This is a genomic window from Kitasatospora sp. NPDC058243, assembly GCF_042882025.1.
GTDB lineage: Bacteria > Actinomycetota > Actinomycetes > Streptomycetales > Streptomycetaceae > Kitasatospora.
This window is the reverse complement of record NZ_JBHVWW010000005.1, coordinates 195,039-221,581: the sequence shown is the minus strand read 5'-3', so window position 1 is coordinate 221,581 and position 26,543 is coordinate 195,039. Positions and strand designations below refer to the sequence as shown.

Here is a 26,543-nt window from a genome sequence, read left to right as displayed (position 1 = left end):
ATCCCCTTTCCCCCCCCGGCTCCCAGGCCCCGACAGCCCCGGCCGCCGGCACCCCTCGCGCCCGGGCCGCCGCCGCCCCGACCACCGCGGCCGCCACCGCACGGCCGACCGATGCCGCCGGCGCCGCCGGTGCGCCGGTCACCGCGGCCCCGGCCGGCGACCGGCAGGCCGCCGTCGCCGCCCCCGCCAAGGACGGCGGCGCGGCCACCCCCGCCGGGCAGAACCTCCAGCTCACCGCGTACGACCCGGCGGGCGGCACGGCCGTCCTCTCGGCGCCACCGGCCGCCGGGCCCACCGCGACCGCCGGCGCGACGCCGACCCCCGCCCCCGCCGTCCAGCCCGGGCAGCTCATCGCCAGCCCGCCCACCGCCGCCGCGCCCCAGGGTGCGCTGGTCGCCGTCACCGGCGTCCGCCCCGGCGCGGGCACCAGCCTCAACCTGACCACCCGCCCCGCCACCCTCGCCGAACTCCTCGGCGGCACCGAGGCCGACGGCCGGGTGCCCGTCGACCCGCACGGCATCACCGTCACCCCGCTGGTCAAGGACCTCAAGGCCGTCGTCGGTGCGGACGGCGGCGGCGTGAAGGCCGACGCCTCCGGCACCCTGGAGGTCGACGTCAAGGCCCCCGTCCCGCTGCCCGACGGCGCGAGCGTGGACGCCTCCGGCTCCCTCCAGCTGCACCCGGCCGTCCACTTCGCCTACCACGGCGCCGCCGCCGGCAGCCCGCGCACGGCCTCCATCGGCTTCGACCTCGGCGCCCACGCCCAGTGGAAGGTCACCGGCGACGTCGCGCGCAGCACGGGCGCCGCGCCCGTCCGGCTGCCCTTCGCCACGTTGCAGGCCAGTCCGGTGCTCACCGTCGCCGGACTGCCCGTCGTGGTCAACCTGAAGCTCACCTGCTACCTGGAGGTCAGCGCCGACGGCCAGGTCCACCTGGAGGCCGAACAGGAGGCCACCGGCACCTGGGCCGTCCACGCCGACTACACCGGCGGCAAGGGCTGGACCCCGACCACCGACGCCGACACCAAGGTCTCCCCGATCCGGGTGCGCCTCACCGGCAAGGCCGGCGTGCGGGCCGCGCTCGGCGCCGAGGTCTCCGTCGGCCTCTACGACACCGTCGGCGTCCAGACCACCGTCGCCCCCTACCTGCGGGCCCAGGTCGAGGGCTCGCTGACCGCCGACTCCTCCGGCAGCCCGCCGCAGGCCCAAGGGAGTTGGTCGCTGGTCGGCGGCGTCGACCTGACCGGCTCGCTGCTCGCCCACCTCAAGGTCTTCGGCACCCCGGTCATCGAGGGCACGTACCCGCTGCCGCCGTTCCACCGCGAATGGCCCCTGGCGGCGGGCTCCGCGGCCCTGCCGTCCCCGCGCCCGAGCAGCTGACCCGGGCGCGCCCCGGGCTCGGGGTCCGGTTACTGCTCGGGCGGTACGCCGGGCAGCGGGGCCACTGCTCCCGACGTACTTCTGACGTACCGACAGTTCGTGTCCCAGGGCGATGATCCGGTGCCGGGTGCGCTGGAAGGCTGACGCGCAGGAAGTCGGCCTGACCGACTTCCTGCGCATCCGCACCCATCACCGCCAGGAGACTGCATGACCACCCCCAAGGCCCTGCGCCGCGTCGCGGCCGCGGGCCTCGCCCTGACCGCCTGCCTCGCCACGGCGCCCGCCGCCACGGCCGCCGCCGCCGAGCGCGACGACGGCCCCGCGAGCGCCGCAGCCGGACTCGACCGCTACCACCACCAGCGCCTCGACTGGCGCAGCTGCGTCCTGGGCCCCGACGACGAGGTCGGCCGCGGCCTGGAGAGCGCGGCCGCGCGCTGCGCCGACTACGGCCTCGGCGACACCCGCGCGCAGGTGCGCGCCACGATCGACCGCGTCGTCGCGGCGGCCGAGCGGGAGCCGCTCACTGTCGGCACCGCCCCCGACGTCTTCCGGCTCGACGGCAGCCAGGTGCCCGCCCTGCTGTTCGCCGGGCTCGCGAGCGACCTCGACCCGGCGCGGGCGGGCCTCGCCGAGCAGCTGTCCGTCCTGGCCAAGGCCGCCGACGGGCAGCCCACCCGGGTGTCGCCCGGCTTCGCCGCCTTCCTGCGGGAGGCGTTCACCAGCGCGGGTTCGGCCACCGGCTCGACGGCGCCTTCCAGCACGCCGGCTTCGGCGTCTACGGCAACGCCTGCGTCGACGACTCGGTGAACACCTACCTGGCCACCGGCCACCTCCCGGGCAAGGACCGCACCTGCGCGAAGTAGCCCCGAGAAGCCGTGGGCAGTCCTTCCTGATCAACCGAAGGCTGCCCTAGGCTGCGCCCATGCTCTCTGTGGTGGTGGCCCCCTGGGCGGGCGAGGCGGAGCCGGTGTTCGTGCGGGCGCCGGACGAACTGCATGATGCCGCGAGCACGATGAAGGTCGCGGTGTTGGCGGCGCTCGCCCGGGGCGGGGTGGATCTCGATGCCGAGGTGCCGGTGGTGAACCGGTTCGAGTCCGTGGTGGGCGGGGAGTTCGGCAACGATCCCGACTGGGACAGCGATCCGCTGCCGTGGGAGCTGCTGGGCACGCACGTGCCGCTGCGGCTGCTCGCCGAGCGGATGATCACGCACTCCTCCAACCTGGCCACCAACCTGTGCCTGGCCCGGGTCGACCGGGCGGTGGTGGCCGAGGCGTGGCGGCGGGCCGGGGCGACGCGCAGCGCGAGCCCGCGCGGGATCGAGGACTACGCGGCCCGTGACGCCGGGGTGCACAACCTGGTGAGCGCGCGGGACCTGGTGCGGCTGCTGCACTCCCTGGGCGGGGAGCCGGAGTTGCTGGCGCTGCTGGAGCGCAACGCGTTCCGGGTGGATCTGGCGGCGGGCCTGCCGCCGGACACCCGGATCGCCTTCAAGAACGGCTGGGTGCCAGGCGCCCGGCACAGCGTGGGCCTGGTCCACCCGCAGGACTGCCCGCCCTACCTGATCGCGGTCTGCTACACCGGCCCGCTGGCCTCGGGTGAGGACCGTACGGACCCGGCGGCCCGGCTGCTGGCCCGGGTCTCGGCGGCGGTGTGGCAGCGGCGGCACGAGCTCGCCGGCGCGTGAGCCGACGCGTGAGCCGGCGCGTGACCCGGCCGCCGGCCTGCTGCACGGGGCTGTGCAGCAGGCCGGACAGGGGCTTTAGTACGGCTGGACGAGGACGTGGGCGGCGCCGGGGATGCCGACCTTGAGGAGTTCGTCCTCCTCCGGGGCGGTGGGTGTGCCGGTCTCCTGCTTGAGGATGGCCCGGGAGAGCGCCTGGACCCACATGGCGCGGGGTCGGCGGCGCTCCTCCCAGGTGGTGAGCGCGGCGGGCACGGTCTCGGCGGCGTCCAGGCTCTGGGCGAGGACGAGGGCGTCCTCGACGGCCATCGCGGCGCCCTGGGCGAGGTGCGGGGTGGAGGCGTGGGCGGCGTCGCCGGCGAGCGCGATCCGGCCGACGTGCCAGGGCTCCTCGACGCTGACCTGGGAGATCCGGGAGTAGACCACGGCGGACGGGTCGGTGACCTGGGTGAGGGCCTCGGCGATCGGGCCGCCGAAGCCGGCCAGGCGTTCGGCGAGCTGCTCGTGGGCGTGCCCGGGGTCGGGCCGGAAGTCCTCGGCTTCGGCGAACACCGAGCCCAGGTACATGAGGTCGTCGCTGATCGGGGTGAGCAGCGCCTTGGCCTTGAGGTTGCCGGTGGACATCACCACGCCCTGGACCTCGGGCGACCGCGGCAGGGTGACGCGCCAGTTGGCGAAGCCGGTGTACTCGGGCGCGTACTTCTCCCCGTAGAGGCGCTTGCGCAGCGGGGAGCCGATGCCGTCGAAGCCGACGACGAGGTCGTAGCGGCCGCGGTGCCCGTCGGTGAGGGTGGCGTCGATGCCGTCGGCGTCCTCGGCGAGGTCGGCGATGGTGGTGCCGAAGCGCAGGGTGGCGCCGGCCCGGGTGGCGGCGGTGGCGAGCACCTGGGCGAGGGCGGGGCGGGGGATGCCGTTGTTGGAGGGGGCGTCGCCCATCCGGGGCTGCGGGATCTTGGCGAGGGTGGCGCCGGTCGGGTCGCAGATGGTCAGCACCTCCCATTCGAAGCCGGCGGCGAGGCAGTCGTCGAGGACGCCGATCTCGCGCATCACGTGGAGGGCGTTGGAGGGCTGGATGATGCCGACGCCGAGGGCTTCCAGCTGGTCGCGCAGTTCGGCGACGTCGACGTGGTGGCCGCGCTTGGCGAGGGCGGTGGCGAGGGTGAGCCCGCCGATGCCGCCGCCGTGGACGAGGACGCGCAGGGGTGAGGTCATGGGGTGGCTCCTGGGGAAGGGAGGTGGTTCAGCCGACGTTCAGCCGACGGGGGCGGCGGAGAGGTCCATCAGGTGGTCGACCAGGGCGAGCAGCAGGTCGCGTCCGAAGGCGCGTTCGCGGACGTCGCCGAGGAGCATCGGCACCTGCGGGTCCAGGTCGAGGGCGGCCCGGATCTCGTCGGGGGTGCGGGTGTTGTGGCTGTGGAAGCAGTTGATGGCGACGACGAAGGGGATGCCCCGGCTCTCGAAGAAGTCGATGGAGGCGAAGCTGGTGTCGAGCCGGCGGGTGTCGGCGATGACGATGCCGCCGAGGGCGCCGTTGACGAGGTCGTTCCACATGAACCAGAAGCGTTCCTGCCCGGGGGTGCCGAACAGGTAGACGACGAGGTCCGGGCTGACGGTGATCCGGCCGAAGTCGAGGGCGACGGTGGTGGTGTCCTTCTGGTCGACGCCGGACAGGTCGTCCACGCCGACGCTGGCCCGGGTCAGGTACTCCTCGGTGCGCAGCGGGGTGACCTCGCTGACGGAGCCGACGAGGGTGGTCTTGCCGACGCCGAAGCCGCCCGCGATGAGGATCTTGACGGCGGCCGGCGCGGTGGCGACGCCGGCGTCGGCGGCACTGCTGGGGTGGGGTGTTGCCATGGTTCAGAGTCTCCGGAGTCCTTCGCGAACGGCCGTGAGCAGGCCGAGGTCCACGCCTCCGGCGGCCCGGGCCACCGAGAGCGGTGCCCGGGCCCGCAGCAGGCCCTGGGCGACCAGGTCGCCCAGCAGGATCTTGGTGACCGAGACCGGGAGGTCCAGGCCGGCCGACACCTCGGCGACGGCGGCGGGCCGCCGGCAGTGGTCGAGGATCATCCGGTGCTCGGGCTGGAGGCCGCGGGCACCGGCGCGGCTGCCCCGCGCCAGGGCCCGGTCGGCCTCGTCCTCGACGGTGGTGAGCACGGTGATCAGGGTGAGGTCGTCGCGCTCGGGGGCGGTGCGGCCGCGGGTGATGGTGTACGGGCGCACCATGGCGCCCGACTCTTCCTCGGCGTCCTCGTCCGGCAGTTCGCTCCAGTGCGGGACCCCGCCGCGCTGCCCGTTCCCGTTCCCGCTACCGCTACCGCTCCCGTTTCCGTACGGGCCCACCGGTGTCAGCTCCGGTTCCGGGCGGCGAAGGCGTCGAAGCCGGCGGGGGAGGCGGCGCCGGCCTCGGCCCGCACCGGGGTGGTCATCTTCTGGCCGACCTGCTGCACCAGGGTGTGCATGGCGACCGACATGACCTCGGCGTCGACCTCCTGGGAGGCGACGACGGCCAGGTGGGTGCCCTGGGCGGCGGCGATGATGAACAGCCAGCACTCGGCGAGTTCGACGATCACCTGGTGGACGGCCCCGCCGTCGAAGAGCTGGCCGACGCCGCGGGCGAGGCTCTGCTGGCCGGTGGCGACGGCGGCGAGGCGCTCGGCGTCGGCCCGTTCGATGGTGCGGGAGTGGCTGACGACCAGGCCGTCGTCGGAGAGCAGGACGGCGTTCCTGGTCCCGGGCACCGAGTCGACGAGTCCGTCCAGCAGCCAGTCCAGGTCCTGGTGGGTGGCGATCGTTCGGTTCATGACTGGTCATCCGTTCGTGTGGTTCGGGGGTCCGCGGCCGGCAGGGCCCAGGGGGAGGGGCCGGGCGCGGGCGTCGGGGAGCCGGCGGGGGCGGTGGGGGGAGCCGGTGGGGTCACGGCCCCGGGCAGCGGGTGCTCGCCGCTGTCCTGGGCGCGGGCGGCACGGGACTGGCGCTGGAAGGCGCCGATCGTCGCACCGGAGCGCTTCGCCGGGCGCTGGAAGGGGCCGCCGGCGGGCTCGGTGCCCTGGGCGGCGGGTTCGGCGCGGGGCCCGGCGGCGGGCTCGGCCCACTGCGGGCGGGGCGCCGGCGGGACGCGCAGTTCGGCGGCCAGGCTGGCCTGCCGGACGCGCTGGGGCAGCGGGGGCTGCTCGGTCTCGGTGGGGCTGAGCGGCACCGCGGAGGCGTACTCGCGGCGCTGACGCCGTTCGGCCAGCCGGTAGTGGTCGGCCGGGCGGTACTGCTCGTCGGCGTACGGGGCCTCGGCGTCGGTGACCCGGGCGTAGGCGATGTCCGGGTAGGCGGGCACGTCGTGCGAGGGCCGCTGGTCGGCCGGGGCGTCGGGGGCCGGGGAGCTGTGCTCGATCGGCTGCTCGGCATACGGGGTGGGGAACGGGGTGGGGAACGGCGCGGGCTCGGCGGTGGGCGCGGCCTCGGGCTGGACGTACTCGACGTGGCCGAAGGCCTGGACGGGGGCGGTCAGCGGGTCGTGCGGGAACTGCTGGGTCTGCGGGAGCTGCTGGGTCTGCCCGAGCGGTTCGACGTGCCCGACCGGTTCGACGTACCCGAGCGGTTCGGCGTACCCGGGCTGCTCCACGTGCTGGACCTGCCCGAAGGCCTCGACCTGCCCGAACGCCTCCACCGGCGGGAAGGACTCCACCGGCGGGAAGGAGCCGGCCGCGGCGAAGGCCTCCACGGGCGGGAGGGGCTCCGCCGGCGCGAAGGACTCTCCCGGCGGGAAGGAGTCCACGGGCGCGACCGGCGGCCCCGCCGGCGTCGGCGCCGGGGCCTCGTTGGAGGCGGTGAGCAGCGCCTTGCGGGAGCGCCGCACGAGCGGGATCGGTTCGACGGGGGCGTCGTCGGGCAGTCCGGCGTCGCCGTCGATGACGAGCTCGTCGGGGACGAGCACGACGACCCGGGTGCCGCCGAAGGCCGACGGCCGGAACTCGATCTTGAGTCCGTGGTGCGCGGCCAGCCGGGCGATGACGTAGAAGCCGAGGCGGACGTCGTCCGCCCGGGCGAGCACGTCGGTGCGGGGCGGGCGGCTCATCAGTTCGTTGGCGGCGTCGTACTGCTCGGGGTCCATGCCGAGGCCGCGGTCCTCGATCTCGACGGCGAGTCCGCGGCCGACCATGGCGGCCCGGACCTCGACCGGGGTGGGCGGCTTGGAGAAGGTGGTGGCGTTCTCCATCAGTTCGGCGAGCACGTGCGCGACCGGGCCGACGGCCCGCTCGGACAGCCACGGGTGGCCCTCGACGTCGATCATGATCCGGCGGTAGTCCTGCACCTCGCCCTGCGCGGCGCGCAGCACGTCCAGCAGCGGGACGGGCTTGCGCCAGCGCCGCTGCGGCTGGCCGCCGGCCATGATGACGAGGTTCTCCTCGTAGCGGCGCAGGCGGGCGGTGAGGTGGTCGAGGTCGAACAGGCCCTCCAGGACCTCCGGGTCCTCGTGCTTGCGCTCCAGCTCGTCGAGCTTGCGCAGCTGGCGGCCGATCAGCAGCTGGGTGCGGCGGGCGATGCGCTGGAGCAGCCGCTCGAAGCCGCGGTGCTGTTCGGCCTGCTTGACGGCGGCCTCGACGGCGGAGGCGCGGGCCAGGTTGAGGGCCTGGCCGAGGCGGGCGAGCTCGTCGGTGCCGTTGCCGTGCGGGCCGGCGGTGATGGTGCGGGAGTCGGCCTCGACGTCGACCTGCTCGCCGCGGCCGAGGCGTTCGACGACCTCGGGGAGGGTGCGCTCCATCTCCTCGGCCTGGGTCTGGAGCTCCTTGATGCGCCGGCGCAGCGAGCGGCTGAGCCGCCAGGAGGCGATGATCACCGCGACGACGGTGATCAGGCCGACGACGGTGGTCAGCACGACCGTGGTGAGGAGGGAGAGGATGGTGCCCTTGCCGACGTCGACGATGCCGCTGGTGCGGGTCTCGATGACCTTGACCAGCTGCGGGTTGAGCTGGTCGAGGGCCTGGCGCCACTGGTCCTGGGCGGCGGGGAGTCTGACGGTGCCGTTGGCCTCGGCCGCGGTGGGCTTGGTGAGCGACTGCTCGACGGCGGCCTTGGCCTGCCAGGCGGGGCTGTTCATCAGGTCGTGCCAGGCGGCGGACTCGCCGTCCGGGATGTACGGGAGGACCTGGACGGCGAAGAGGTGCTCCTGCGCCCCGACGGACTGCTGGACCTGCTGGTAGTCGGTGACGGTGAGCCGCCCGGTGGGCCAGCCGCGGGCGAGGATGGCGTCCTCGCGGGCGAGCATCTCCTTGGCCCAGAAGGCGTTCACCAGGGTCTTGGAGATCCAGGTGACCTCGCCGGTGTCGACGTGGCTGAGTGCGGTGAACAGCCGCAGGTCGACGGCGATCAGGTCGGTGTAGTACGTGTAGAGGGTCTGCTGGTCGATCGAGCCGTGGTCGACGGCGGCGCGCTGTTCGGCGAGCTTGCCCATCGCCTGGCGGGCCTCGGTGACGGCGGTGCGGACCTCTTCGGGGGCGCTGTCGGCGGTCTCGCCGGAGAGGACCTGGAACTGGCGGACCGCGTCGTCGGTCTGCTGGCGCTGGCGGCGCAGCTGGTCGGTGTTGCCGCCGGGCCGGGCGAGCGCCTCGGCGCTGAGCCGGCGTTCTTCCTGGAGGCTGTAGTAGACGATGTTGGACGGCTGGCCGGCCTTCTGGGCGAGCAGGCCCTGGGCGGCCTGGCGCTGGAAGGCGAAGACGGTCTCGCCGCTGGTGACCGCCCACAGGGCGGCCAGGGCGATGCTGGGGACGACGGCGAGGACGAGCAGCGCCGTCCGCAGTGACAGGCGCGGACGCCTGCGGGGGGCCTTCGGCGTCGGGGGCCGCCGATTCGCACGCGCGCGCAGAGCAGTCTCCTTGGGGATGGCGGCCGGCCTGAGCGGGGCGGGCCGTCCGGGGCACGGGCTTGACGAGGCGATACTAGTCATACCGTGTGATTGGAGTGAAAGTGCGTTCGCCGCCTGGACCGTGGTCACACACGCTCCGGACACAATGTCATCTGACGGTTGATCGTACGTGCTCGAAGCATCCCAGTTCGGAGCGGGTTGACGAGGCGTCGGCTGCCGGAGCGGGCGGCCGGGTGGCCGCCGTGTGAAAACTGTGTGCCCGCGCTCCGGATATCGCCCCCGGCCGCTCCACCCGCCCCGCCCGCCCCGCTCAGTCGGCCAGCAGGCGCGACCGGGTGGCCTCCAGCTCGGCCGCCAGCACCTGCCCGGCCTCCTCGGGATCACCCCGGTGCAGCGCCCCGACGAGGTCCGCGTGCGACGCGTAGCCGTGGTTCGGGTCCCCGCTGCGCAGCCCCAGCACCCCCACCAGGGCCACCAGGTGCTCCCTCAGGACGGGCGCGAACTGGGCGAACAGGTCGTCCAGCACCGGATTGTGCGCGGCCGCCACCACGGCGGTGTGCAGCGCGATGTCGGCGTCCACGAAGGCCGTGTCGTCCGCGCCGCCCGCCGCCAGCCGGGTGGCCAGCGCCGCGTCCACGGCGGTGAGGTCCGCCTCCGTGCGGCGCGCGGCCGCGAGCCGGGCCGCCTGCACCTCGACCATGGTGCGCACCTCGTAGACGTGCGCCAGCTCCGCCCGGCGCAGCCGGGTCGGCCAGTCCAGGGCGGGCCGGTCCGCCGTCACGAACACGCCCGACCCCTGTCGGCTCTGCACCATCCCGGCGCCGGCCAGCGCGCGCAGCGCCTCCCGGACGGTCGAGCGCCCGACGCCCAGTTCCTTCGCCAGGGTCACCTCGCCCGGCAGCTTCCCGCCCACCGGCCAGTGTCCTGCGGTGATCTGCTCCTCCAGGCGTCGGGTGGCCTGGTCGACGAGGGGGGAGCGGTGGAGGGGGCCGAGCGGGGACATTCGCGTTCACCTGTCAGCTTGTCTGAGGACTTGGTTCGTGGTTAGTCTACCCGGCATGCAGCCGTGGAGTCTCCCTCTGGGTGGCCTTCTTCTTGGTGGCCGCAGCGGGGCGTGACCGGACCGGCACCCCGCTGCGGGGCGCCGTCCTGCCGGTCCACCGGTACCTCCGTAAGGACTCATCATGCGATTCCCGACCCTGCGTACCCCCGCCGGCCCCGTCCCGGTCACCGCCCCCGCCTGGAACCCGCAGCGCCCGGGTGCCATGCCCTCCCACCGCTACCGGCCCGCCCACGAGCGCGTGCACGTCCCCGCACTGATGCGGCGCTGGCCCGGCCGACGGATCGGCCACGCCCCGCTGTGGGTCCCCGTCGACCTGCGCGACGGCAACCAGGCACTGGCCGAACCCATGGACCCGGCACGCAAACAGCGGATGTTCGACCTGCTCCTGGCCATGGGCTTCAAGGAGATCGAGGTCGGCTACCCCTCCGCCAGCCGCACCGACTTCGACTTCGTCCGGCAACTGGCCACCGTGCCCGGCGCGGTGCCCGAGGACGTCACCATCGTCGTCTTCACGGCGGCGCGCGCCGACCTGATCGACCGCACCTTCGAGGCCGTCGAAGGCCTGCCCCGCGTCGTCGTCCACCTCTACACCGCCACCGCCCCGCTCTGGCGCGAGGTTGTCCTCGGGCGCGACCGGCACGAACTGCGGGCCCTGATCACCGAGGCCGCCACCCACCTGGCACGTCGGGCCGACGGCCGGCCCGGGGTGCGCTTCCAGTTCTCGCCCGAGGTGTTCAACCTGACCGAACCGGACTACGTCCTGGAGGTCTGCAACGGCCTCACCGAACTGTGGGACGCCAGCCCCGACCGGCCCGTCGTCCACAACCTGCCCGCCACCGTCGAGATCGCCACCCCCAACGTCTACGCCGACCAGATCGAGTACCTGCACCGGCACCTGGAGCGCCGCGAGTCGGTGATCCTCTCCGTCCACCCGCACAACGACCGGGGGACGGGCGTCGCCTGCGCCGAACTGGCCGTGCTGGCCGGCGCCCAGCGGGTGGAGGGGTGCCTGTTCGGCAACGGCGAGCGGACGGGCAACGTCGACCTGGTGACGCTGGCGCTCAACCTGCACACCCAGGGCGTCGACCCGATGCTCGACTTCTCCGACCTCGACGAGATCCGCCGCACCGTCGAGTACTGCAACCGGCTGCCCGTGCACGAGCGCCACCCCTACGTGGGGGACCTGGTGCACACCGCCTTCTCCGGCACCCACCAGGACGCCATCAAGAAGGGCTTCGCCCACCACGCCAAGGTGGCGGCCGAGTCCGGCGTCCCGGCGCGCGAGGCACCCTGGTCGGTGCCGTACCTGCCGATCGACCCGGCAGACCTCGGCCGCGACTACGAGGCGGTCATCCGGGTCAACAGCCAGTCCGGCAAGGGCGGCATCGCCTACCTGCTCCAGACCGGGCACGGGCTGGAACTGCCGAGGCGGCTCCAGATCGAGTTCTCCCGGGTCGTGCAGGAGGCCACCGACGACAGCGGGCGGGAGGTGACGGCGGAGGAACTGTACGGGCTCTTCCGCGCGGAGTACCTGGACGCGGCGCCGGACTGGCCGTGGCAGGCCGGCGACGACTGGGCGGAGGTGGGCGGCCGGCGCGGCGAGGGCGCCGGGCCGCTCGACGCGGTGGCGGACGCGCTGCGGGTCGACATCCTGCACTTCAGCGAGCACGCCGTCGGTGCGGGTGCGGGTGCGGGTGCGGGTGCGGGTGCTGGTAGCGACGCTGTCGCCTACGTCGAGGCCCGGGTCGGCGGGGTCGGCGGACAGGTGGTCTGGGGCGCCGGGCGGGACGGCTCGGTGCTCACGGCAGGCGTGCGGGCGGTGCTCAGCGCCGTCGGCCGCGCGCAGCGGGAGTGACGGCGGGGGTGACGGCCGTCGCGCCGGAGTGACCCGTACGGGCGGGAGTTGTACGGACGGGAGTCGGACGGAGACGGCCCACCGCGACACCGTGCGCGGTGGGCCGTGCCGTCCACCTACATCGGTTTCGGTGTGATCACCGCGAACGGCGCGCCCTGCGGGTCGGCCACCACCGACATCCGGCCCGCCACCATGTCGAACGGCGGGGCGAGGACGGTGCCGCCGTGCTTGACGAGGGCGTCCACGGTGGAGTCGACGTCGTCCACCGCGAAGTACGTCAGCCAGTGCGCGGGCGTGCCGGGCGGGTCGTTGGCGAGCAGCGAGACACCGCCGACGGCCCGGCCGCCGACCCGCAGCTCCCAGTACTGCTCTGCGCCCTGCGCCGGCTGGATCTCGATGCCGAACGCCTCGCCGTAGAAGGCGGTGGCGCCGGGCAGGTCGCTGGTGTGCAGCTCGTTCCAGATCAGCGCGCCGCTCTCGTTGACGACCCGGGCGCCGAAGAACTCGCCCGGCTGCCAGACGCCGAACACCGCGCCCTGCGGGTCGGCGGCGATCAGCATCCTGCCGAGCTCGCCGACGTCCATCGCCGGGACCAGCAGGGTGCCGCCCGAGCCGACGATCGCGTCCTGGGTGGCCTGGGCGTCGGTGGTGGACAGGTAACTGGTCCACACGGTCGGCGGGGTGGGCATCCCCTCCGGGGCCATCGCCGGGCCGATCCCGGCGGACGGCTTGCCGTTCAGCTCACAGACCGCGTACCCGCCGAACTCGGCCGGGCCGACCTGCCCCTGCCAGCCGAACAGGTCGCGGTAGAAGTCCAGTGCCGCCTGCTGGTCCTGCGCCATCAGATCGACCCAGCACGGGGTGCCGGTCGTGTACGGGGTGGTGACTTCGGGCATTCTCGCTCCTTCAGGTGAGGTCCTGCGTCGGTCACCCTCTCGTCGCGGATCGCGCTCCGCCACTCGACACGCTGTCACGACCCGGCAGGTGGCGCCGGTCAGCGCCGGTCAGCGCCGTCGAAGCGGGCAGGGCGGGTTCGACTCTGAAGGGAGGCGGCCCCCAACCGGCATTGGCCGATGGGGTGCCGTCAGATCGACAGCAGGAAGCTGACGATCGCCCATGGCGGCCGTCGTGTTCCGGACGCCGCGGCAGATCTTCCGCATCCGGGTCGGGAAGATCGCTTGGCTGCGTGGCTACTTCGCGCCTGAGATGGTGAGTCGATGAACATCTGGCCGACCACGGCCGGCGTCAGGCCAGGGAGCGGAAGAAGGTCCGGATGTCGGCCACCAGCAGGTCGGGCTGTTCCAGGGCGGCGAAGTGGCCGCCGTGGTCGAACTCGGTCCAGTGCACGATGTTGTCGATGCGTTCGGCGAAGGCGCGGACCGGGAGGGTGATGTCGTGGGGGAAGACGGCCATGCCGGTGGGGACGGTGGAGGGGGCGGCCTCGGTCCAGCCGTTGCGGGCCGACTCCTTGTACAGCCGCGCGGAGGAGCCGGCGGTGGCGGTGAGCCAGTACAGCATCACGTTGGTGAGGAGGTGGTCCCGGGGTACGGCGCCTTCGGGAAGGCCGCTGTCGCAGTCCGTCCATTCGCGGAACTTCTCGATGATCCAGGCGAGTTGGCCGACCGGGGAGTCGGTGAGCGCGTAGCCGACGGTGTGCGGGCGGGTCGCCTGGACGGCGGTGTAGCCGGAGGTTTCGGCCTGGTGGCGGGCCCAGGTGTCGAGCCGTTCGCGGTCGAGGGCGTCGAGGACGGCCGGGTCGCCGGTGGGGAAGGTGGGGGAGGTGTTGACGTGCACGCCGATGACCCGGGCGGGGGCGGCGAGGCCGAGTTCGCGGGAGATGCCGGAGCCCCAGTCGCCGCCCTGGGCGCCGTAGCGCGGGTAGCCGAGGCGGTCCATCAGTTCGGCCCAGGCACGCGCCACGCGGCGGTAGTCCCAGTCGAGTTGGCGGGTCGGACCGGAGAAGCCGTACCCCGGGATGGAGGGCGCGACCACGTGGAAGGCGTCGCGCGGGTCGCCGCCGTGGGCACGGGGGTCGGTGAGCGGGCCCAGGATGTCCAGGAATTCGGCCACCGAGCCGGGCCAGCCGTGCGTGATGATCAGCGGGGTGGCGTCGGGTTCGGGTGAACGGACGTGCAGGAAGTGCACGTTGGCGCCGTCGATGGTGGTGGTGTACTGCGGGAAGGTGTTGAGCCTGGCTTCGTGTTCGCGCCAGTCGTAGCCGGTCCGCCAGTACTCGGCCAGGTCCTGGAGGTAGTGGAGCGGGACGCCGTAGTCCCAGTCGGTGCCGGGCAGCGAGTCGGGCCAGCGGGTGCGGGCGAGGCGGTCGCGCAGGTCGTCGAGCTGGTGCTGTTCGATCGCGATGCGGTAGGGGCGGATGTCGGTTTCGGCGGTCATGGCGGGGCCTTTCAGAGCTCGGGGAGGGGTCAGGTCGTCGGCAGGATGTGGGCGAGCAGGGCCGCTTCCAGGTCGCGCAGTGGGAAGGCCGGGTCCTCGGCGGCGAGGGTGAGGCCGCCGCGGATGCCGGCGAGGAGGAGCAGGCGGGCGGCAGCGGGGTCGGGGACGCGGCAGGCCGCCAGGGATTCGTCCAGGGCCTGGAGGAGGTCGGCGGAGGCGAGGTCGGCGCCTGCGGCGACCAGGACGGCGCGGGCTTCGGGGTCGGCGAGCAGGGCGGAGACGGCCCGGCTCTCCTCGACCTCCTCGGGGGCTGCGTCCAGGCCGAGCAGGGCGGAGCGGACGAGGAGTTGCAGGGTGGCGGCGGGGCTGTCGGCCGGCTGGGCGGCGAGCGCCGCGCGGGTCCGTTCGCGCCAGCCGTCGGCGATGTCGATCAGCAGGCCGTCCTTGCTGCCGAAGTAGCGGGAGGGCAGTCCGTCGGCGACGCCGGCCCGGGTGGCGACTTGGCGCAGGGTGGTGGCGCGGTAGCCCTGTTCTGCCATGAGCAGGACGGCGGCGCGCCGGATCTTGGCGCGGGTCGCTTCGCGGACGGCCGCCGAGGCCTCAGGCGTGCGGGGCATGGGGGTGTCCGGTTTTTGGTTGAACCATTGTTCAATATAAACACACGGCAAAGGTCCGCGTCACGCCCGGCGCGGGCCCGGGGAGTCGGAGGTGGCAGGGCAGCCGCTAGCCCAGCTGGTAGTGGACGATCTCGTCGGTCACGGTGGTCACGACGAAGCCGGTCTTCGTCAGGACCCTTCCCGAGGCGGGGTTGCCGACGCGGTGCTCGGCGGTGACCCGTGGGGTGCGGTGGTGGGCGAGGAACCGGCGCACCGCTGTGGTGGCGTAGCCGTGGCCCCAGGCGTCCTCGCGCAGGATGTAGCTGAGGCTGCCCGTGCGGCCGGTGATGCGGAGTCGGACGATGCCGATCAGGTCGTCGTGGACGTCGATGCCGAGGACGCGTGCGGTGCGCGGCCGCTGCGCGTCGGCCTCCCGGGCTTCGCGTACGTAGTCGTGGGCCTGGGCGGCGGTCATCTGGCCGAACCACAGGTCGGCGACCGACCTGCCGCTGTAGATCCGGCGGACGGCGTGGGCGTCGGCCGGCCGCAGCTCGCGCAGGTGCACCCTTCCTCCAAGTCGCGGCGCCGGTCCGGGACTTCACCCTGTCGAACGGGAAGCCGACGGGAAGCCCCGGACCCTGGGCGGCTCAGGCGAAGATGAGGCGGAAGATCTGGTTGTAGACGAAGAAGCCGCCGGGCTGGCCGGGGATCGGCTGCAGGTTGAACGTCTCGGCGAATTGCAGCGGCTTGTCGAAGGCGTTGTCGATGGCGAGGCCGCCCGTGACGGTGACCAGTACGCCGTTGCCCGGGGCGGGCTGCGCGTCGGTGGTGTTCACCTTGTGCTTGACGGCGGCCAGTTCGGGCGTCGTCAGCTTCGCGAGGATGTTCTGCTGCCCCTGGAACTGCTGGCTTTCCCACGTGAGCATCGACTCGGGTCGGTAGAGGCTGGAGAGGTTCCCGCGTCCCTGGCTGCCGGAGTCGAAGGTGGTGTAGTAGTGGCCCACGAACGAGTTGGCAATGGCGTTGAAGTCCATGCGCGGAACGTACCAGTCCGCTCACAACAGGTGTGCGCTGTTTGACAGATCTGGTTGGGGCTGCCAGAGGGGCGGCCGGCGCGCCTTCCGGGTGACGGGTCCTCGGCGGTGGTGGTGTGGCCGCCGTCCGGGATGCCGCGCGGGGCGTCGCCCAGGTTGCGGCGCAAGCGAATGATGCCGGAGGGTGGTCACATGGATACTCTTCGTGCGCGACCCTCGCGGCCCGCCCGTCGGCGGCGTCTCGCGCTCCTCGCGCTCCCCGTGACCGGTGGCCTGCTCGGCGCTGCCCCCGCCTCCGCGCCGCAGCAGGTAGCCCCGGTGGACCTGAGGACCGTCGTGACGGCCGCCGCCGCCCATGGGCAGCAGGTGTTCTCGGAGGCCGGCACCTCCTACTTCACGGTGCCCGCCGGGGTGACCGAGGTCCTCGTCCAGGCCTGGGGCGGCGGTGGTGGCGGGGGTGCCGGAGGGGGTGGCGGCGGCGAGGACTCCACCTTCGGGTCGGACGGGGTGGTGGAGGTGGGGCCGCGGGGTCGGGTTCGGGCGGGGGTGGCGGCGGTGCGGACACCGAGAACGGCGGCAGCGGGGAGTCGGGCTCCGCTCGCCCGGTGGGTCGGGGGTCCGGCAGTCGGCTCTCCAAGGGGGCGCCGACGCGTCGTCGTCAGCGGTAGGGGGCCCGCGTGGCGGTCGCACCCGGCGCGGTGGGGGCCACGCGCCGAGCGCATTGGCGCCGGGTTCCTCTCCGGCGCGGTCTGTTACCGTGGTTCGGTAGTGACGCGCGAAAACACGGTTCCCGGTATTGGTTAGTCCGGGCGGGGCTTGCGCTCTCAGCACACCGGTTCCCGGTAGTGCCCGGTGCGTCTCTTTCTCTCGTGATCTTTCTGAGAAAGGGACCTCTGTGTCTGACTTTCCCGTGGACGGCGTCGCCGTCCGCACCCCCGTTCCCGCCGCCCGGGATCAGGTCGCCCGCGCACCGTACCGGTGGCGCTGGGTCGCTCTGTGGGTGTTGCTCGCCGCCGAGGCGATGGACATGCTGGACGCGTTGATCGCCAATGTCGCGGCACCGTCGATCCGGGCCGACCTGGGCGGCGGCGCCGCCACGGTGCAGTGGCTGGGAGCCGCGTACGCGTTGGCGATGGCGGTGGGCCTGATCACCGGCGGTCGCCTCGGTGACATCGTGGGCCGCAAGCGGATGTTCCTGATCGGCGCGCTCGGCTTCACCGCCGCGTCCCTGCTCTGCGCGGTGTCCTGGTCACCGGGGATGCTGATCGGCGCACGCGGGTTCCAGGGCCTGTTCGGCGCGGTGATGATCCCGCAAGGCCTGGGCATCATCAAGGAGATGTTCGACGGGCCGGAGATCGGCCGGGCGTTCGGTCTGTTCGGCCCGGTGATGGCCCTGTCGACGGTGGGCGGCCCGGTCCTGGCCGGCGCTCTGGTCGACGCCGACCTCTTCGGCTCCGGCTGGCGCATGATCTTCCTGATCAACCTGCCGCTCGGCCTGCTCGCCCTGCTGGGCGGCTGGAAGTTCTTGCCGGAGTCACGCTCCACGCAGCGCCCCCGGCTCGATCTGGCGGGCGCCGGGCTGGCCTCGCTGGCCGCGTTGCTGCTGGTGCTGCCACTGGTCCAGGGGCGTGAACTGGGCTGGCCCACCTGGACGTTCGTGTCGATGGCGGCCGGGATCGGGCTGTTCGTGGTCTTCGGCCGGTACGAGGCCCGACTGGCCGGGGCGGGCGGCGATCCGCTCGTGGTGCCGGGCCTGTTCCGCAAGCGGGCTTTCTCCGGGGGTCTGGTGACCGGTGCGGTGTTCTTCGCGGCGGTGGCCGGCTTCTCGCTTGTGCTCAGCTTGTTCCTGCAGTCCGGCCTCGGTCTCACACCGCTGCGGGCGGGGCTGGCGAGCCTGCCCTGGTCGCTGGGGATGGTGCTCGGCTTCGCCGCGATCCAGGTCGCCGAACGGTTCGGCGCCGTCGAGCGGTTCGGCCGCCGGGTCATCCAGGCCGGAATCATGGTCATGGCCCTGGGCGTCGCCACCCTCGCCGTCACCCTGAACGCGGCCGGTACGGGTATGACGGCGTGGTACCTCGCTCCGGCGCTGATCGTCACCGGCCTGGGCACGGGCCTGGTCATGGGACCGTTCTTCGACACCGTGCTCGGTGCCGTCGAACCGCACGAGAGCGGCTCGGCCTCCGGGACCATCACCGCCGTCCAGCAGCTCGGCGGCGCGCTGGGCGTCGCGGTCCTGGGCACCGTGTTCTTCGGCGCACTCGGCGGGCGGATCGCCGGCGCCGCCGACCAGGACGCAGGGACCGTCGTGGTGGCCGGCTACAGCGCGACCCTGCAGATCACGCTGTGGGCCGGGGCCGGACTGCTCGCAGCGGCGCTCGCGGCCTCGTACCTGTTGCCCCGTCCCGTCCTCGCCCGGGAACCCCGAACGCGGGACGACGGGTAGGCCCCGGAACGCCCTCGGGCTCCTGGTCGGCGCTCCGACGTACTGTCGGTGTCATCGGTGTCGGTGGGTGCGGCTAGCGTGAGCGCAGGTGGGCAGTTGGGCTGATACCGGGGGGACCGATGGAGAAGGTGCCGGACCACGGCCGGACCGTGCGGAACGGTTCGCTCGCGATGATCGGCCTGGGGGTCCTGCTGTTCGTCCTCAGCCTGGTCTACCTGATACCGCACGACATGGGGGTGACGTCGGCTCTCCGCAGTCGCGGCGTCCACGTGTCGGCGGTCGTCACCGAGTGCACCGAAGTGAGCGCGCCGCAGGACAACCCGGCGGGCAACGCCCACTGCCGGGTGCGGTTCACGACGTCCGAGGGGGCATCCGTCGAGACCCAACTCGCCTACGTCACCGACACCGTCAAGGCCCACGACACCGTGACGGTGGTGTACGACCCCCGGCACACCGACACCGCCGCCCTTGCTTCGAGCATCGGTTTCTGGAACTCGCTGGGCCGGAACGTGCTCGATGTGGTCGCACTGGTCGCGTCCGTCGTCATGACCCTGCTGGGCCTCGCGGTCCATCTCGCGTACCGCCGGCTCACCCGGGCGCGCAGACGGCCCACCGCTCTTTAGGCGGTGAGCCGTTGAGGGGGAAGTCGATCAGACCTCGGCGGTGGCGGCGAAGGCGACGAACGCCTGCCAGGCGGCGGGGGTGAAGGTGTGGTGGGGACCGGAGGCGTCCTTGGAGTCGCGGACGAGGACGGCCTCGGTCGTCTCAGTGACCTCGATGCACCGGCCGCCTTCGTTGCTGCTGTGGCTGCTCTTGAACCAGACGAGTTCGTTGCTCACTGCTCCCCCTGGCGCGAAGCGTTCCTCAGGCTCGCCTGCTGCGTGATCACCTACCGACGCGTGTGGCGTGCACGGAGCCGAGCAGGCTGAGTGCCTCGGCGCTGGGGCTGCCGTGTTCGGCATGGTAGATGATCAACTGCTGGCCGGGGGCGTCCCGCACGTCGAATGCGTGGTGGGTGAGGGTCATGCCGCCGACGTCCGGGTGGTGGAGGTGCTTGTGTTCGCGGGTCTTGCCGCGCACGGTGTGGGTGTTCCACAGCCGGGCGAAGTCCTTGCTGCGCGTGCTGAGTTCGCCGACGAGAGCCCGTAGGCGCGGACCGCCAGGGTCGACGCCGGACGCCTGGCGCAGGTGCCCCACCACCGTCTCTGCCGTCCGCTCCCATCGGGGGTGGAACGGCCGACCTGCCGGGTCGAGGAAGACCATGCGGGCCAGGTTGTCCATCGCTTCGAAGGGGGAGTACAGGGCCTCGGCCAGGGCGTTGGCGGCCAGGATGTCCAGGACCGGGTTGATGACGAACGCCGGAGTGCCGGGGTAGCCGTCCAGCAGGACGCGCAGGGCGGGGGCGACCTGGTCGGTGGCGGCGACGGGCCGCTGGGACGGTGCGGTTCCGGACAGTTGGTGAAGGTGCGCCTGGGCGTCGGTGTCCAGCAGCAGCGCGCGGCTGAGCGCATCCACCACCTGCGCGGACGGGTGGCGTTCACGGCCCTGTTCCAGCCGGGTGTAGTAGTCCGCGTTCACCCCTGCCAGCACGGCGACTTCTTCGCGGCGCAGCCCGGCGACCCTGCGCACGCCGTGGCTCGGCATCCCGACCTCGTCCGGTCGCACGGCCGCACGGCGCGCCCGCAGGAACTCACCCAGCTGGTTGTCGGTCATGTGCCCAGGCTAGGCCGTGGGCCCGGTGTGCCGCCTGGGTGTACCGCACCCAGGCAGCACACGGCCTGGGCCGCCCGGAACACCTCGCCCAGACTCGGTGACCTACCGAGAGACAAGGGGCAGTCATGCCGGACCAGACGATCAAGGTCGTAGCGATCACCGGTGCCAGCAGTGGGATCGGCGAGGCGACCGCCCGCCGGCTCGCCGCCGACGGCCACCGCCTGTTCCTGGGAGCACGGCGCACCGATCGCCTGGACCGACTCGTCGCGGAGATCACCGCCGCGGGCGGCACGGCGGCGGCCCGGCGCCTGGACGTGACCGAGGCCGCCGACGTGCGGGACTTCGTGGCAGCGGCCGAAGAGCGGTACGGCCGCGTGGACGTGATGGTCAACAACGCCGGGGTGATGCCGTTGTCGCCGCTGGAGGCGCTCAGGACGGAGGAGTGGGACCGCATGATCGACGTGAACCTGCGGGGTGTCCTGCACGGTATCTCCGCCGCCCTGCCCGTGATGCGCGCCCAAGGTGGCGGGCACATCGTGAACATCGCCTCCGTCGGCGCGTACGAGGTCTCTCCCACCGCTGCCGTGTACTGCGCCACCAAGTTCGCGGTCCGTGCGATCTCCGAGGGCCTGCGTCAGGAGTCCGCCGGTGACGTCCGGGTCACGCTGGTCTCGCCGGGCGTCACGGAGTCCGAACTCGCCGACGGCATCGAGGACCCGGCCGCCCGGGAGGCCATGCGGACGTACCGCGCCGTGGCCCTGCCGGCCTCCGCGATCGCGGACGCCGTCGCCTACGCGATCTCCCAGCCGCCGTACGTCGACGTGAACGAGATCGTCGTTCGACCTGCGGCGAGCGCCCAGTGACGGAAGGAACCGGAATGCTGCACACCCCCGCGCTCGACGACCTGGCGCGCAGAGTACGTGGCCTGGAGGACCGGGACGCCCTGCACGCCCTCATGATCCGAGGCTGGCGGGCACTGGACCGCAAGGACTGGCGGACCTGGTCCGCCTGTTGGGCCGAAGACGCCGTGCTGGAGTTCGGGCCCTGGCAGCGAACCCAGGGAAGGGAGGCCATCCGCGCGAAGGTGGAGGAGGCCGAGTCGCCTTACACGAGCATCCAGCACCACATCCTCAACATGCACGTGGACGTGGCGGGCGACCGGGCGACCGGCATCGGGTACATGTGGTTCGTCGCCGTCACCGCTCCGGGGAGGACCTCTGCCCCCTACTCCATGGGCGGTCCCTACGACTGGGAGTTCCGCCGTGACGGGGACGGATGGCTCTTGACCCGGCAGCGGCTCGGGGTCTTGTGGACCGACGGCGAGGACACCCTGCGAGCCTTCGAACCGGAGTGACCGGAACTATGCTGATCAGGCCTCGGCGGTGGCGGCGAAGGCGACGAACGCCTGCCAGGCGGCGGGGGTGAAGGTGTGGTGGGGGCCGGAGGCGTCCTTGGAGTCGCGGACGAGGACGGCCTCGGTCGTCTCAGTGACCTCGATGCACTGGCCGCCCTCGTTGCTGCTGTGACTGCTCTTGTGCCAGGCGACCTCGACGCAAGCACCGCCTTCGTTGCTGCTGTGGCTGCTCTTGAACCAGGCGATCTCGATGCACTCGCCGCCTTCGTTGCTGCTGTGGCTGCTCTTGAACCAGATGAGTTCGCTGCTCACTGCTCCCCCTAAATCCGGGATGGCGTGGTCAGCTTGACGGTACGCCAACGGCCCGCCGCCCGGTAGGCGGTGGGCCGTTGGGAGGACGTTGATCAGACCTCGGCGGTCGCGGCGAATGCCACGAACGCCTGCCAGGCGGCCGGCTCGAAGGCCAGCTGCGGGCCGCTCTTGTCCTTGGAGTCGCGCACGTGGATGACGCCGGTTGTCTCGGCGACCTCGACGCAAGCGCCACCCTCGTTGCCGCTGTAGCTGCTCTTGAACCATGCCAGCTCGGTGCTCATCGTTCTCCCAGGATCTTCTCGATCAGGGCCAGGGACTCCTCGGGACCAAGGGCCTGCGCCCTGAGGATGTTGTAGCGCGCGTTCATGATCCGGACTTCCTCCGGGTCGGCGATCAGCCTACTGCTCGTCTGTACCTCGATGTAGGCGTGCTGAGGCCGACCCTTTGGTGCGATCAGAATGAACGGCCCGCCCATTCCGGCGTGCTCGGCTCTGTCCAGGGGCAGCACCTGGATGACCATGCCGCGGGTCCGCCCGATCTCCAGGAGTCGGCGGAGCTGGGCTGCATGCACGTCCCACCCTCCCAGGGGTCTGCGCAGTACGCTCTCGTCGATCACCCAGCTGAACATCCCCCGGGGCCACCGGGTCAGTACCTCCTGGCGCGCCATTCGCGCGGCGACCCGCATCTCGATCACCTCTTCTGACAAGGGGGGCTGTCTCATCGCATAGACAGCTCGGGCGTGCTCTTCGGTCTGGAGCAGCCCAGGGATGTCGAGCGTGGCGAAGTCATGGGACTCGATTGAGTCGACCTCCAGGGTTGCGTAGCCCCGGAACCAGGCCGGGTGTCGCAGCCGCGCCTTGGCCCGCGCCCGCATCACGTCGTCCTTCGTGATGGCCAACAGGCCGCCGGCGTTGAGGACTTTGTCCGCCGCCACCAGGAACTCCGGCTGCGGGGTGCGCTTTCCGCGCTCGACCGCGCCGATCAAGTGCTCTCCGTAGCCGACGCGTTCGCCGAGTTCCTTCTGCGTCATCCCGGCCCGCTCCCGCAGGAGCTTGATCTGCTTCCCGATGGCGCGGAAGAAGTCCGACACCTCGCTCAGGTCCTCCTGCAGTTCCGTGCGAACGTCGTCGTCCGACTCGATGTTGCGTCCTGCGCCCATCGCGACCACCCCGTTAGTGATTCGGCCACACGAACAAAAGCTGTCCGCACCCGGACAGGCACTCTCCGTACTCCCCGGATGCATGGTCAGCGTACGTCCGCGCCGTCACGATTTTTTCCATGACGACCGACATCCCCCTCGACAGCCCCCGCCGCCACACCATCACCCTCGCCGCCACCCCCAAGGGCGCCGCCATCGGCCGGCGCATCACCAGGCGTCAACTCACCACCTGGGGGCTGAACTTGTCCCACACCGAGCCGTACTACTCGGCTCTCCTGATCGTCGCGGAGCTCGCCGCTAACGCGACTACCCATGGCCGCGTTCCGGGGCGCGGCTTCGAGCTTCACCTCTGTCTCACCACCACCGTGCGCCGGGGCACAACCTTGCGCATCGAGATCTCGGACTGCCGGGGCGACCGCTTCCCCGCCCTGCCCGCCGTCCTCGCCCCCAACTCCCAGTCCGGGCGCGGCCTCACCCTCATCGACGCCCTCGCCGACCGCTGGGGCACCATCCCCCGCCACCCCAACGCGAAGACCGTCTGGGCCGAACTCGACCTCTCCGCCGCCCCCGATGCGTCCTGAACCCCGCCATAGTCCGGGCAGCGCGACGCTCTGCACCCTCCTCCCGTTCGTCCTCCTGCTCGCGCTTCTCGCCTGGATCCACCCCCTCACCGCCCACCACCACCCGAACCGCCACCCCCGCCCCGTCGCCACCTCCACCCCAACCGCCCCGTAAAGCAAGAGGAGTGGGAAGTCGGCCCCGCCGACTTCCCACTCGACTCCGTCGGGGCTTGTCGTCGGCCGATGTAACTACTACAGTTACGACATGGAGAGGGGTGATGGGCGGCATGAGCGCGAACAGTAGGTTGACCGTCGCCGCACACGCCCTGACCTGGATCGGGCTGTACCAGCGCCGTGGCCACGAGGTTGCCACCTCCGAGCAGATCGCGACGAGCGTCAACACCAATCCCGTGGTGATCCGCCGCCTGCTGGCCCAGCTGCGCAAGGCGGGCCTGGTCGACTCGCGAAGGGGTGCCGGGGCCGGCTGGACGCTGTCGCGGGACCTGTCGGCGATCACCCTGCTCGACGTCTACGAGGCGGTGGAGCCGGGACCGATCTTCGCCCTGCACCCCGCCACGCCCGACCCCGAGTGCGTCGTGGGCCACGGCATCGCTCCGGTGATGGCCGCCGTCTACGGCGGGATCGAGGCCACCCTCCGCCGGGAGTTGGCGGGGACCACGCTGGAGGATGTGCTGCGCGACGTGCTGAAGGCCGCCTAGCCTCGGCCGTGGCAGTGCTTCCTGCGTCGCTTCCTGCGCCGCTTTTTGTGCCCAAAAATGTAACAAGAATAGTTACGTCAAGATTCGGAGAATCTCATGGGACAGCTGGACAACAAGACCGCCCTCGTCACCGGCGCCTCCACCGGCATCGGCCTGGCCATCGCCCGCCGCTTCGCCGCCGAGGGGGCGACCGTGTACCTCACCGGGCGCCGCGAAGCCGAGCTGGCGGCCGCCGTCGAGCAGGTCGGCAGCCGGGGTGTCGGCATCCGGGGCGACGTGTCGAAGCTCGACGACCTCGACCGGCTCTTCGCCGAGATCACCGAACGCAGCGGCCGGCTCGACGTCGTCGTGGCCAACGCCGGCCTCGGGGACTTCGGCCTGCTCGGCGAGATCACCGAGGAGGAGTACGACCACACCACCTCCGTGAACCTCAAGGGCACGGTCTTCACCGTGCAGAAGGCCCTCCCGCTGCTGTCGGCCGGCGCCTCGGTGATCCTGCTCTCGTCCAGCGCGGCCCTGCGCGGCGTCCCGGGCCTGGGCGTCTACGCCGCCACCAAGGCCGCGATCCGCAGCCTCGCCCGCACCTGGGCCACCGAACTCGCCGGTCGGGGCATCCGGGTCAACGCCCTCACCCCGGGCCCGGTCGCGACCCCCGGGGCCGACGAGCTGCGGGCGGCGTACCCCCAGGTCGATCAGGCCGTCGCCACGACCCCGCTCGGCCGCATCGGCCGACCCGAGGAGGTCGCCGCCACCGCCCTCTACCTGGCCGGGGACCAGAGCTCCTTCACCACCGGCGCGGAACTGCTCGTCGACGGCGGCGTCACCCAGCTCTAGGGGATTCACCTCGGGACAGAACCTGAGCGGAGTGGAAAAGCGGAGTGGGAAGTCGGACCCGCCGACTTCCCACTCCCTCACCGGACTTCGGTCAGCGACACAGGGCCGTGTCCACGACGTTCTCGACGTGCTCCGAGCCGGCGGCGTCCGGCGGGACGGTGGTCACCGCGATGTTGACGGCGCGGCCGTCGTCCGTCGCCCCGCCCCGGGTCTCGTAGCCGGGGATGTCGCCGCCGTGGCCCCAGTAGACGCCGCCGCAGGACAGCGGCCGGCTGATGAGCCCCAGGCCGTAGGCGGCGCCGCTGTCGCCGATGGGGACGGTGGTGCGCATCTGGGCGAGCTGGGCCGGTTGCAGGAGGCGGCCGCCGAGGAGGGCGGTGAAGAACTGGTTGACGTCGGAGTTGGTGGAGATCATCTGGCCCGCCGCCCCGCCCGCGGAGGGGTCCAGCTCGGTGAAGTCGATCAGGTGCCCGTCGGCCGCGTCCTTGCGGTAGCCCTGGGGGTGGGCCTCGCGGATGGTCCGGTCGCCCTGGGCGGGGTAGTAGGTGTGTCGCAGGCCGAGGGGCTTGATGATGCGCTGGTCGATCTGCTCGGCGATGGGGCGGCCGGTGACCTTCTGGACGACCAGGCCGGCGAGCACGTAGTTGGTGCTGCTGTACTTGAAGCTCGCCCCCGGGGCGAAGTCGGCCTTGTGCTGGAAGGCGATGTCCAGCAGGTCGCGCGGCTCGAAGTACCGGTGCTGGAGGGAGGGTTCGTCGAGGTCTCCCTCGTAGTCCGGGAGCCCGCTGGTGTGCTGGAGGAGCTGGCGGACCGTGATGTGGCGCCCGTCGATGCCGTCGCCGCGGACCAGGCCCGGGAGGTAGGTCTCGACGGGCTCGTCGAGGCCGATCTTCCCCTCGCCGACCAGCTGCAGCACGACCACCGCCGTGAACGTCTTGGTGTTGCTGCCGATCCGCACCTGGCCGTCGACCGGCACCTTCGCGCGGGTGGTGACGTCGCCGACCCCCGCGGTGTAGGTGCGGGTGCGGCCGTCACGGCCCTGGACGCTGGCCAGCGCGGCGGGCAGGCCGTCGTCACGGACCAGCGCGTTCAGCCCCTGCTGGACGGTGTCCGGGCGGGGGGCGGCGGCGGCCGTGGACGGCGCCAGGGCGGTGCCCGCGGTCATGACGCCGACGGCCACCGCGGCCGCCGCCGCCACGACGACCCCGCGCCGACCGGCCTGCGGGCGCCGGGAGGAAAGCCCGGAGGAAAGCCGGGACGAACGCCAGGAGGAAGGTCGGGAGGAAAGCGGCTGCCACATCTGCTCACGCACGAGTCAACTCCGGTGCAATCAAGGGGAGGCCGGGAAGTCCTCCCCGGCTGTGATCGCCAGTCTGCTCGGGCGGCCCGCCGATGACCTCCCTCGACCGGGGGAGCACTTTCTCCCACGTTTCCGCGATGCGCACCGACCGCCCCGCACGCCGATCCCACGCCGATCGCCCCGCGCACCGACGCGGGGCCGGGCCACCACGGGGGGGGGGCGGAGCCTCTGGGGTGGGTGGGGGGAGGGGGTGGCCCCGGTGGGTGCGGGAAGACTCGGTGAATGGCCGT

Annotated in this window: 30 protein-coding genes; 13 read left to right on the top strand and 17 right to left on the bottom strand. The window is 72.5% G+C overall.

The features are described 5' to 3' along the window. The 4 genes from ACFVX9_RS06310 to ACFVX9_RS06295 form a co-directional block, all read left to right on the top strand. The coding region (locus ACFVX9_RS06310; protein ID WP_387980693.1) for a hypothetical protein at positions 1-1,379 on the top strand (1,379 nt) is incomplete at its 5' end. A gap of 207 nt (positions 1,380-1,586) precedes the next feature. Further along, positions 1,587-2,186 (top strand): hypothetical protein, encoded by a 600-nt coding sequence (locus tag ACFVX9_RS06305; RefSeq protein ID WP_387980691.1) that lies wholly within the window; start codon positions 1,587-1,589, stop codon positions 2,184-2,186. Beyond that, entirely contained in the window at positions 2,183-2,242 is a 60-nt protein-coding gene (locus ACFVX9_RS06300; protein ID WP_380369111.1) for a hypothetical protein, read from the top strand. Before ACFVX9_RS06305 ends, ACFVX9_RS06300 begins: the two co-directional genes overlap by 4 nt. 59 nt (positions 2,243-2,301) lie before the next feature. Then, on the top strand, positions 2,302-3,063 hold the full coding sequence (locus ACFVX9_RS06295; RefSeq protein ID WP_387980689.1) for a serine hydrolase: 762 nt from the start codon (positions 2,302-2,304) through the stop codon (positions 3,061-3,063). A gap of 75 nt (positions 3,064-3,138) precedes the next feature. Here the strand turns inward: ACFVX9_RS06295 and ACFVX9_RS06290 are convergent, their stop codons facing one another. The 6 genes from ACFVX9_RS06290 to ACFVX9_RS06265 form a co-directional block, all read right to left on the bottom strand. Then, on the bottom strand, positions 3,139-4,272 hold the full coding sequence (locus tag ACFVX9_RS06290; RefSeq protein WP_380478307.1) for an FAD-dependent monooxygenase: 1,134 nt from the start codon (positions 4,270-4,272) through the stop codon (positions 3,139-3,141). A gap of 39 nt (positions 4,273-4,311) precedes the next feature. Then, entirely contained in the window at positions 4,312-4,914 is a 603-nt protein-coding gene (locus ACFVX9_RS06285; protein ID WP_363366746.1) for an ATP/GTP-binding protein, read from the bottom strand. Between the two features lie 3 nt (positions 4,915-4,917). After that, a complete protein-coding gene (locus ACFVX9_RS06280) occupies positions 4,918-5,400 on the bottom strand; it encodes a DUF742 domain-containing protein (protein ID WP_380478309.1) in 483 nt (160 codons plus the stop codon). A gap of 5 nt (positions 5,401-5,405) precedes the next feature. Next, positions 5,406-5,861, bottom strand: a complete 456-nt coding sequence (locus tag ACFVX9_RS06275) for a roadblock/LC7 domain-containing protein (RefSeq protein ID WP_063349794.1) — start codon at positions 5,859-5,861, stop codon at positions 5,406-5,408. Continuing rightward, on the bottom strand, positions 5,858-8,998 hold the full coding sequence (locus ACFVX9_RS06270; protein WP_387980686.1) for a nitrate- and nitrite sensing domain-containing protein: 3,141 nt from the start codon (positions 8,996-8,998) through the stop codon (positions 5,858-5,860). Before ACFVX9_RS06270 ends, ACFVX9_RS06275 begins: the two co-directional genes overlap by 4 nt. Before the next feature lie 229 nt (positions 8,999-9,227). Next, positions 9,228-9,920 (bottom strand): FadR/GntR family transcriptional regulator, encoded by a 693-nt coding sequence (locus tag ACFVX9_RS06265; RefSeq protein ID WP_387980684.1) that lies wholly within the window; start codon positions 9,918-9,920, stop codon positions 9,228-9,230. Positions 9,921-10,101: 181 nt separating this feature from the next. Between ACFVX9_RS06265 and ACFVX9_RS06260 the strand changes: the two genes are divergently transcribed. Next, a complete protein-coding gene (locus tag ACFVX9_RS06260) occupies positions 10,102-11,835 on the top strand; it encodes a 2-isopropylmalate synthase (protein ID WP_387980682.1) in 1,734 nt (577 codons plus the stop codon). A 116-nt stretch (positions 11,836-11,951) separates the two neighbouring features. On the opposite strand, the gene ACFVX9_RS06255 is transcribed toward ACFVX9_RS06260, so the two are convergent. The 5 genes from ACFVX9_RS06255 to ACFVX9_RS06235 form a co-directional block, all read right to left on the bottom strand. Further along, entirely contained in the window at positions 11,952-12,731 is a 780-nt protein-coding gene (locus ACFVX9_RS06255; protein WP_387980680.1) for a VOC family protein, read from the bottom strand. 349 nt (positions 12,732-13,080) lie between these two features. Next, entirely contained in the window at positions 13,081-14,229 is a 1,149-nt protein-coding gene (locus ACFVX9_RS06250) for an epoxide hydrolase family protein (protein ID WP_380478321.1), read from the bottom strand. 29 nt (positions 14,230-14,258) lie between these two features. Next, a complete protein-coding gene (locus ACFVX9_RS06245) occupies positions 14,259-14,846 on the bottom strand; it encodes a TetR/AcrR family transcriptional regulator (RefSeq protein ID WP_380368832.1) in 588 nt (195 codons plus the stop codon). A 106-nt stretch (positions 14,847-14,952) separates the two neighbouring features. After that, positions 14,953-15,390, bottom strand: a complete 438-nt coding sequence (locus tag ACFVX9_RS06240) for a GNAT family N-acetyltransferase (RefSeq protein WP_387980677.1) — start codon at positions 15,388-15,390, stop codon at positions 14,953-14,955. Positions 15,391-15,472: 82 nt separating this feature from the next. Next, positions 15,473-15,859, bottom strand: a complete 387-nt coding sequence (locus ACFVX9_RS06235) for a nuclear transport factor 2 family protein (protein ID WP_380368838.1) — start codon at positions 15,857-15,859, stop codon at positions 15,473-15,475. A gap of 895 nt (positions 15,860-16,754) precedes the next feature. On the opposite strand from ACFVX9_RS06235, the gene ACFVX9_RS06230 reads away from it, so the two are divergent. Together ACFVX9_RS06230 and ACFVX9_RS06225 are read left to right on the top strand one after the other, a co-directional pair. Beyond that, positions 16,755-18,302, top strand: coding sequence for an MFS transporter (locus tag ACFVX9_RS06230; RefSeq protein WP_387980675.1), 1,548 nt, complete (start codon positions 16,755-16,757; stop codon positions 18,300-18,302). Positions 18,303-18,421: 119 nt separating this feature from the next. Beyond that, on the top strand, positions 18,422-18,925 hold the full coding sequence (locus tag ACFVX9_RS06225; RefSeq protein ID WP_380368843.1) for a DUF3592 domain-containing protein: 504 nt from the start codon (positions 18,422-18,424) through the stop codon (positions 18,923-18,925). A gap of 27 nt (positions 18,926-18,952) precedes the next feature. Here ACFVX9_RS06225 and ACFVX9_RS06220 read toward each other — a convergent pair whose 3' ends face one another. Continuing rightward, entirely contained in the window at positions 18,953-19,141 is a 189-nt protein-coding gene (locus tag ACFVX9_RS06220; RefSeq protein WP_387980672.1) for a DUF397 domain-containing protein, read from the bottom strand. 46 nt (positions 19,142-19,187) lie between these two features. Then, the gene (locus ACFVX9_RS06215; RefSeq protein ID WP_387980670.1) at positions 19,188-20,015 is read right to left on the bottom strand and encodes a helix-turn-helix transcriptional regulator; all 828 of its coding nucleotides are present in this window, start codon (positions 20,013-20,015) and stop codon (positions 19,188-19,190) included. Between the two features lie 125 nt (positions 20,016-20,140). Here ACFVX9_RS06215 and ACFVX9_RS06210 point away from each other — a divergent pair, with 125 nt between their 5' ends. Together ACFVX9_RS06210 and ACFVX9_RS06205 are read left to right on the top strand one after the other, a co-directional pair. Beyond that, positions 20,141-20,878: an SDR family oxidoreductase gene (locus ACFVX9_RS06210; RefSeq protein WP_387980668.1), complete on the top strand. Its 738-nt coding sequence runs from the start codon at positions 20,141-20,143 to the stop codon at positions 20,876-20,878. 14 nt (positions 20,879-20,892) lie between these two features. Then, positions 20,893-21,369, top strand: coding sequence for a nuclear transport factor 2 family protein (locus tag ACFVX9_RS06205; protein WP_387980666.1), 477 nt, complete (start codon positions 20,893-20,895; stop codon positions 21,367-21,369). A 15-nt stretch (positions 21,370-21,384) separates the two neighbouring features. Here ACFVX9_RS06205 and ACFVX9_RS06200 read toward each other — a convergent pair whose 3' ends face one another. The 3 genes from ACFVX9_RS06200 to ACFVX9_RS06190 all read right to left on the bottom strand — a co-directional run bounded on the left by ACFVX9_RS06200 (position 21,385) and on the right by ACFVX9_RS06190 (position 22,840). After that, positions 21,385-21,681, bottom strand: coding sequence for a DUF397 domain-containing protein (locus tag ACFVX9_RS06200; protein WP_387980664.1), 297 nt, complete (start codon positions 21,679-21,681; stop codon positions 21,385-21,387). A gap of 92 nt (positions 21,682-21,773) precedes the next feature. Next, on the bottom strand, positions 21,774-21,962 hold the full coding sequence (locus tag ACFVX9_RS06195) for a DUF397 domain-containing protein (protein ID WP_387980662.1): 189 nt from the start codon (positions 21,960-21,962) through the stop codon (positions 21,774-21,776). After that, a complete protein-coding gene (locus ACFVX9_RS06190; RefSeq protein ID WP_387980660.1) occupies positions 21,959-22,840 on the bottom strand; it encodes a Scr1 family TA system antitoxin-like transcriptional regulator in 882 nt (293 codons plus the stop codon). The genes ACFVX9_RS06195 and ACFVX9_RS06190 overlap by 4 nt, the downstream gene beginning before the upstream one ends. Before the next feature lie 119 nt (positions 22,841-22,959). Here ACFVX9_RS06190 and ACFVX9_RS06185 point away from each other — a divergent pair, with 119 nt between their 5' ends. The 4 genes from ACFVX9_RS06185 (at position 22,960) to ACFVX9_RS06170 (ending at position 24,953) form a co-directional block, all read left to right on the top strand. Continuing rightward, a complete protein-coding gene (locus ACFVX9_RS06185) occupies positions 22,960-23,421 on the top strand; it encodes an ATP-binding protein (RefSeq protein ID WP_387980658.1) in 462 nt (153 codons plus the stop codon). Further along, positions 23,411-23,575: a hypothetical protein gene (locus ACFVX9_RS06180; RefSeq protein WP_387980656.1), complete on the top strand. Its 165-nt coding sequence runs from the start codon at positions 23,411-23,413 to the stop codon at positions 23,573-23,575. The genes ACFVX9_RS06185 and ACFVX9_RS06180 overlap by 11 nt, the downstream gene beginning before the upstream one ends. Positions 23,576-23,687: 112 nt before the next feature. Next, entirely contained in the window at positions 23,688-24,119 is a 432-nt protein-coding gene (locus ACFVX9_RS06175) for an Rrf2 family transcriptional regulator (RefSeq protein ID WP_380423767.1), read from the top strand. A 96-nt stretch (positions 24,120-24,215) separates the two neighbouring features. Next, positions 24,216-24,953 (top strand): SDR family NAD(P)-dependent oxidoreductase, encoded by a 738-nt coding sequence (locus tag ACFVX9_RS06170; RefSeq protein WP_380368869.1) that lies wholly within the window; start codon positions 24,216-24,218, stop codon positions 24,951-24,953. Positions 24,954-25,044: 91 nt separating this feature from the next. Here ACFVX9_RS06170 and ACFVX9_RS06165 read toward each other — a convergent pair whose 3' ends face one another. Further along, a complete protein-coding gene (locus tag ACFVX9_RS06165) occupies positions 25,045-26,118 on the bottom strand; it encodes a serine hydrolase domain-containing protein (RefSeq protein ID WP_387980707.1) in 1,074 nt (357 codons plus the stop codon). Positions 26,119-26,543 lie beyond the last annotated feature (425 nt).